5 protein-coding genes are annotated in these 5,987 nt (G+C 70.7%); 1 reads left to right on the top strand and 4 read right to left on the bottom strand.

All coding sequences use genetic code 11. The features are described 5' to 3' along the window. Nucleotides 1-2: 2 nt before the first annotated feature. The 4 genes from ACHFFZ_RS17405 to ACHFFZ_RS17390 are packed head-to-tail and all read right to left on the bottom strand — an operon-like array spanning nt 3 to nt 3,490. The gene (locus ACHFFZ_RS17405; protein ID WP_394277842.1) at nt 3-209 is read right to left on the bottom strand and encodes a hypothetical protein; all 207 of its coding nucleotides are present in this window, start codon (nt 207-209) and stop codon (nt 3-5) included. A 16-nt stretch (nt 210-225) separates the two neighbouring features. Continuing rightward, entirely contained in the window at nt 226-1,230 is a 1,005-nt protein-coding gene (locus tag ACHFFZ_RS17400) for a methionine synthase (RefSeq protein ID WP_394277841.1), read from the bottom strand. Beyond that, nucleotides 1,227-2,318: a tRNA 2-thiouridine(34) synthase MnmA gene (gene mnmA / locus ACHFFZ_RS17395; protein WP_394277840.1), complete on the bottom strand. Its 1,092-nt coding sequence runs from the start codon at nt 2,316-2,318 to the stop codon at nt 1,227-1,229. Before mnmA ends, ACHFFZ_RS17400 begins: the two co-directional genes overlap by 4 nt. Further along, the gene (locus ACHFFZ_RS17390) at nt 2,315-3,490 is read right to left on the bottom strand and encodes a cysteine desulfurase family protein (protein ID WP_394277839.1); all 1,176 of its coding nucleotides are present in this window, start codon (nt 3,488-3,490) and stop codon (nt 2,315-2,317) included. Before ACHFFZ_RS17390 ends, mnmA begins: the two co-directional genes overlap by 4 nt. Nucleotides 3,491-3,724: 234 nt before the next feature. On the opposite strand from ACHFFZ_RS17390, the gene glgX reads away from it, so the two are divergent. Continuing rightward, the gene (gene glgX, locus ACHFFZ_RS17385; RefSeq protein ID WP_394277838.1) at nt 3,725-5,953 is read left to right on the top strand and encodes a glycogen debranching protein GlgX; all 2,229 of its coding nucleotides are present in this window, start codon (nt 3,725-3,727) and stop codon (nt 5,951-5,953) included. The last annotated feature ends 34 nt before the right edge of the window (nt 5,954-5,987 follow it).

Genomic DNA, 5,987 nt, shown 5'->3' with positions numbered 1-5,987 from the left:
GCTCAGGCCATGCCGTTGAGCACCTTGTAGAAGTACCAGCCGAGTCCGCACAGGGCGCAGACCGAGGCGACGAAGCCCAGCGAGACCCAGATCCGCAGTCGCTTCTTGGCCTGGGTGGTGGGGATCCGCTCGGGACCCCACTCCCCCACGGCGGGCTGCACCCGGGCAGGGCTGGCGCCGTTGAGGTTCAGGTCGGAGAAGCCACGCATGGTGCGAGACTACCCGTCAGCGCGCCAGCTGCTCGGCCAGCAGCGGCGCGGCCTCCACCAGCGCGTCCAGCTGGGCCGAGGCCGCCCTGGTGCTCCAGCCCGCCAGACCGCAGGCCGTCGACAGCACCAGGCCTGCGTGCAGGACCGTCGGGTCGAGCCCCAGGGGACGCAGCAGCTCCAGGCCGCGGCGCACCAGTTCGTCGGGACGCTGCAGCTGGTCGGCCTGGTCGGTGCGGGCCAGTCCCAGCACCAGCTGGCCTCCCTCCTCGAGCCAGGGGCCGAGCACGTCCCAGTCCCGTCCGGTGATCCAGCGCGCATCCAGGCCCACCTGATCGATGCCGGCCACGCGGCGCAGCACCAGGTCCAGGTCCAGCCCGGCGGCACAGCTGTGCAGGCGCACCGGGCAGTCGATCCCGGCCAGCGGCGCGGTGGTCTTCTCCAGCAGGGCCGACGCGAGGGGACGGTCCACCGGCCGCAGGCGCGAGAAGCCCGACGCGGTGGGCACCTGGCCTGAAATCACCGCGGGCATCGATGGTTCGTCGAGCTGGACCCGCCAGGAGACCTCCGGTAGCCGGCGTCGCATCTCGCCGACCAGTGAGGCGAGCCCCAGTCCCAGGGATGAGGCCAGCTCCCGCCGTGCCCCGTGGTCGGCGAGCACCTTGTCCCCACGAGGACGCTCCATCAGCGCCGCGAGCGTCAGCGGTCCGGTGGCGGTGATCGTCACCTGTCCGTGGTGTGTCTGGGCGTACTCCTCCAGCTCGTCGAGGTCGGCGCGCAGCAGCGACCTCGCGCGGTGGTGGTCGATGCCGCTGCGCTCGCCCAGCCGCCAGCCCTGCGGCTGCAGGTCGACGGCCAGGCCCTCCAACATGGCCGCGGTACGCCCCACCATGTCGGCCCCGACTCCGCGCGCGGGCAGCTCGGGCAGCCAGGCGAGTTCCATGCTGCCCAGCACGTGGCGCAGCGCCCCGGGCATGTCGGTGCCGGGCAGCGATCCCACACCGGTGGCCTGGATGCTGCTCATGCTGCCTCCCCCGTGGTGACGCGGGTGCGGTCGATGGTGGCGCTGCCCACCACGCGGTCGCCGTCGTAGACCACGACGGCCTGGCCGGGCGCGATGCCGTCGGCGGGCTCGTCGAGCTCGACGATCATGGCCCGGTCGGTGGCGGTGACGGTGGCGGGCATCGGCTCGCCGTGGGCGCGTACCTGCGCCTGTCCACGCCAGGGCCCCGGGACGGGTTCCTGGGTCCAGGTCGGGCGAATCGCCTCGATGCGTCGCACCGCCAGCAGCTCGCGGGGGCCCACCGTCACGGTGTTGCTGACCGGCTCCACCTCGAGCACGAAGCGTGGTCGGCCGTCGACGGCCGGGACACCCAGGCGCAGTCCCCGTCGCTGTCCGACGGTGAACTGGTGGTGCCCGCTGTGCTCACCCACCGGGGTGCCCTCGACGTCGACGATCATGCCCGGCCGCTCGCCCAGGACTCGGCCCAGGTAGCCTGCGGTGTCGCCATCGGGGATGAAGCAGATGTCGTGGCTGTCCGGCTTCTTGGCCACGCCGAGCCCGAGCTCTCGCGCCTCGGCGCGGATCTGGGCCTTCTCGGTGTCGCACAGCGGGAAGAGGCATCGGCGCAGCTGGCGCTGGTCCAGCATGCCCAGCACATAGGACTGGTCCTTGGCCATGTCCGCTGCGCGGCGCAGCTCGACGTGGCCGTCCACCTCCTCCAGGCGGGCGTAGTGACCGGTGGCGACCTTGTCGAAGCCCAGGGCGATCCCCCGCTCCAGCACGGCGGCGAACTTGATCTTCTCATTGCACCGCAGGCACGGGTTCGGCGTGCGGCCGGCGGCGTACTCGGCCACGAAGTCGTCGACCACCTCGGTCTTGAACTGCTCGGCCAGGTCCCAGACGTAGAAGGGAATGCCGAGCCGGTCGGCGACGCGGCGGGCGTCGTGGGAATCCTCCAGCGAGCAGCAACCGCGCGCACCCGTGCGGAAGGACTGCGGATTGCGGCTCAGCGCCAGGTGAACGCCGGTGACCTCGTGGCCCGCGGCCACCATGCGCGCCGCGGCGACGGCAGAGTCGACCCCGCCGGACATCGCCACCAGGACCCTCATCGCTCGCCCTCCCCAGCCACGTAGGCGGTCCGGGCGCGCGAGACCACACCGGGCAGCAGGCTGGCCAGGGAGCCCACCCGTTCTGCGGTGGTGGACGGGCCGAAGCTGAAGCGCACCGAGGCGAGGGCGGTGTCCAGGCTGCGCCCCATCGCCAGCAGCACCTCGCTGGGCTGGTGGACCCCGGCCCTGCAGGCTGCGCCGGTGGAGCAGTCCACCCCGGCCTGGTCGAGCAGCATCAGCACGTCATCAGCCCTGGTGCCATCGAAGGTGATGTTCACGATGGCGGGACTGGTGCGCTCGCCGCCGTTCACCCAGGCGCCGGTGATGGTGGCGCGCACCCTCTCCACGAGGCCATCGCGCAGGCCTGCCAGCCGTGCGGACTCAACCTCCAGCTCCTCGGCGGCCTGCTTGGCGGCTGCGGCGAAGGCAGCGGCCAGGGCCACCGGCTGGGTGCCGGAGCGCACGTCACGTTCCTGTCCGCCACCCAGGCCGTAGGTGCCGAGCTCCACCTCGCGACGGGCCACCAGCGCCCCGATCCCGACAGGCCCGCCGACCTTGTGGGCCGACAGGCTCATCAGGTCCAGGCCGCTGTCGGCGAAGTCGACCGGGACGTGGCCGAGGGCCTGCACCGCGTCGCTGTGGGCCCAGGCCCCCACCGCATGGGCCTGCTCCACCACCGGGGCGAGGTCGATGTGGGTGCCGGTCTCGTTGTTGACGCTCATCACCGAGACCAGGGCCGTGCTGGCACCGACCCGCTCGGCGAGGGCGTCCAGGTCGGGGTGGCCGTCACGGTCACAGGGCAGCACGTCGGTCGACGGCAGGCGCAGGCGGGCCGTCGCGACGGCGGGATGTTCGGTGGCGCCCACCACAACGCCGCGGCGTCCGGGACGACGGCTGCCGGCGGTCAGCGCGATGGAGTCCGCCTCGGAGCCGCCACTGGTGAAGACCACCTCGCTGGGGTGGGCGCCGACGGCCTCGGCCAGCTGCTCGCGGGCATCCTCCAGCAGGGCGCGGGCGGCACGGCCGCTGCCGTGCAGCGCCGCGGGATTGCCCACCACGTGGCTGCCCCTCAGCAGCGCCTCGGTGGCGCTGGGACGCATCGGGCTCGAGGCGGCGTGGTCGAGATAGCTGCGCGGCCCGGACGGCGCCCCCGGCATCGTCTGGTTGCTCATGTCTGCCTGTCGTTGGTGGCGGTTGGACCCGTGCGAGGCTATGCCTTGTCCCGGCCTCATGCCAGCCCGGAAGCAGCTGAGAACGGTGTGCGTGGGTGTCCGTGGACCTCTACCCTTCCAGATGGTGGCAAAATGGGGCTTCGTGCCCGATTCGTCCGGCCCATCTCAGGGTCGGGGACGGGCCACCTGTTGGCCGGGCGGTCCGGTCCACGTCCTAGAAGGCACCCCTTGCAGATGACTTTGACTCCTTCCCCCGTCGACTCCTCGATCCTCGGCGCCCAGCTGATGGACGACGGCTGCCGCTTCGCCCTGTGGGCGCCGCGTGCCAGCCGTGTCGAGCTGGCGCTCGTCGCCGCCGATCGCAGCCAGCGCAATGTGGACATGGCCGGAAATCCCGATGGCGTGTGGATCGTCCACGTCCCCGGCGTCGAGGCCGGCCAGCGCTACGGCTTCCGCGTCCATGGTGAGTGGAATCCCGACAAGGGTGTGCGCGCCAACCCGGCCAAGCTGCTGCTCGACCCCTATGCCCGCGCGATCACCGCCGGCGTGGACTACTCCGGGCCGATCCTCGACCACACCGCCGAGAGCAACTACGAGATCGACGAGACCGACTCCTTCGAGTCCGTCCCGCTGTCGGTCGTGGTCGCCGGCTCCGCGGCCCCCACCCCGATCGAGCAGCGCCGCCCCCTGGAGGAGTGCGTCATCTACGAGACGCACGTCAAGGGCTTCACCACGCTCCACCCGGCCGTCCCGGAGCACCTGCGTGGCACCTACTCTGGCCTGGCCTATGACGCCGTCATCGACTACCTGCTCGAGACCGGCATCAACACCGTCCAGCTGTTGCCGGTGCACCACTTCGTCAGCGAGCCCTTCGTCGTGGGCAAGGGCTTGAGCAACTACTGGGGCTACAACACGCTGGGCTTCTTCGCCCCGCACGCCTCCTACTCCTCCGTGGGAACCCTCGGCGAGCAGGTGGACGAGTTCAAGCAGATGGTCAGCAAGTTCCACGAGAACGGCATCGAGGTGCTGCTCGACGTGGTCTACAACCACACCGCCGAGGGCGGTCACCAGGGCCCGACCCTGAGCTTCCGTGGCCTGGACCACCGTGGCTACTACCGCCTGACCAATGACCTGCGCAATGACTACGACGTGACCGGCTGCGGCAACTCGGTCGACACCTCGCATCCCGGCGTGCTCAACATGATCATCGACTCGATGCGCTACTGGGTGACCGAGATGGGCGTCGACGGCTTCCGTTTCGACCTGGCCACCACCCTGATCCGCGACGAGAACCATCACGTCGACCAGGAGCACGAGTTCAAGAAGCGCATCGCGGCCGATCCGGCCTTCGAGGGCATCAAGATGATCGCCGAGCCCTGGGACATGGGTCCCTACGGCTACCAGGTGGGCAACTGGGGCCACGGCTGGAGCGAGTGGAATGACCAGTACCGCAACTTCATGCGCGACTTCTGGCGCGGCGCCACCCAGGGCGTCTCGACCCTGGCCACCCGCCTGTCCGGTTCGCCCGACATCTTCGACCACGACGGCCGCCCGCTGGCCAGCTCGGTGAACTTCATCACCGCCCACGACGGTTTCACCATGCGTGACCTGGTCACCTATGACATCAAGCACAACGATGCCAATGGCGAGGGCAACCGCGACGGCGCCGACGACAACCGTTCCTGGAACTGTGGCTGGGAGGGTGAGACCACCGACCAGGCGATCAACGACTTCCGCCACCGCCAGGTGAAGAACATGATGGCCACGCTGATCCTGTCCTCCGGCGTGCCGATGATCACCGCCGGCGACGAGCTCGGCCGCACCCAGGGCGGCAACAACAACGCCTACTGCCAGGACTCCCCGATCAGCTGGGTGCACTGGGACACCCTGGACGACTGGGGTGACGTCCACGAGCTGTCGGCCACCCTGATGCGGGCCCGCCGCGACCACGCGCCGCTGCGCTCGCAGAACTTCCGCCGCCACGAGCCGGTGCTGGATGCCGAGGGCCACCCCACCGGCCGCTTCGACCTGGCCTGGCTGGACGGCTGGGACGGCGAGATGCGGGAGGAGCAGTGGCATGACGGTGGCCGTCGCCACCTGGGCATGTACACCAGCGACGCCGACTCGGCCTTCCTGGTGTTCTTCAACGGCGCCGCAAATGACGTCCTGGTACGTCTGCCCGGCGCTCCGTGGGCCGACGGCTACGAGGTGATGGCCACCACGGCCCACCGCGAGGAGCTGCCCGGCGACCCGATCGCGCCGATGCAGGAGTTCGACCTGCCCGGCCGTAGCGTCACGCTGTTGCGCTGCATCCTGCCGTCGACGGTCGCCCCGCGCTCCGAGGACGGCGACGCCCTCCCGGTCGACCAGGCGCAGCTGGAGCCGACCGAGGCCGAGGAGATCGCCGAGCAGAACATCACGCCCGAGGCGATCTCGGGCGAGCAGAGCCCCGTGGAGGGTTGAGCACGCAGCCCACGCCCACACGACGACGGACAGG

Origin of the sequence: Luteococcus sp. (assembly GCF_043424415.1) — a bacterium.
Lineage (GTDB): Bacteria > Actinomycetota > Actinomycetes > Propionibacteriales > Propionibacteriaceae > Luteococcus.
The sequence above is the reverse complement of the archived record's forward strand: the minus strand, read 5'-3'. Positions and strand labels throughout refer to the sequence as shown.

What these genes read in the sequence shown, in the direction of transcription:
- ACHFFZ_RS17405 (WP_394277842.1), bottom strand. Translation starts at nt 209, where the DNA reads ATGCGTGGCTTCTCCGACCTGAACCTCAACGGCGCCAGCCCTGCCCGG.
- ACHFFZ_RS17400 (WP_394277841.1), bottom strand. Translation starts at nt 1,230, where the DNA reads ATGAGCAGCATCCAGGCCACCGGTGTGGGATCGCTGCCCGGCACCGAC.
- mnmA (WP_394277840.1), bottom strand. Translation starts at nt 2,318, where the DNA reads ATGAGGGTCCTGGTGGCGATGTCCGGCGGGGTCGACTCTGCCGTCGCC.
- ACHFFZ_RS17390 (WP_394277839.1), bottom strand. Translation starts at nt 3,490, where the DNA reads ATGAGCAACCAGACGATGCCGGGGGCGCCGTCCGGGCCGCGCAGCTAT.
- glgX (WP_394277838.1), top strand. Translation starts at nt 3,725, where the DNA reads ATGACTTTGACTCCTTCCCCCGTCGACTCCTCGATCCTCGGCGCCCAG.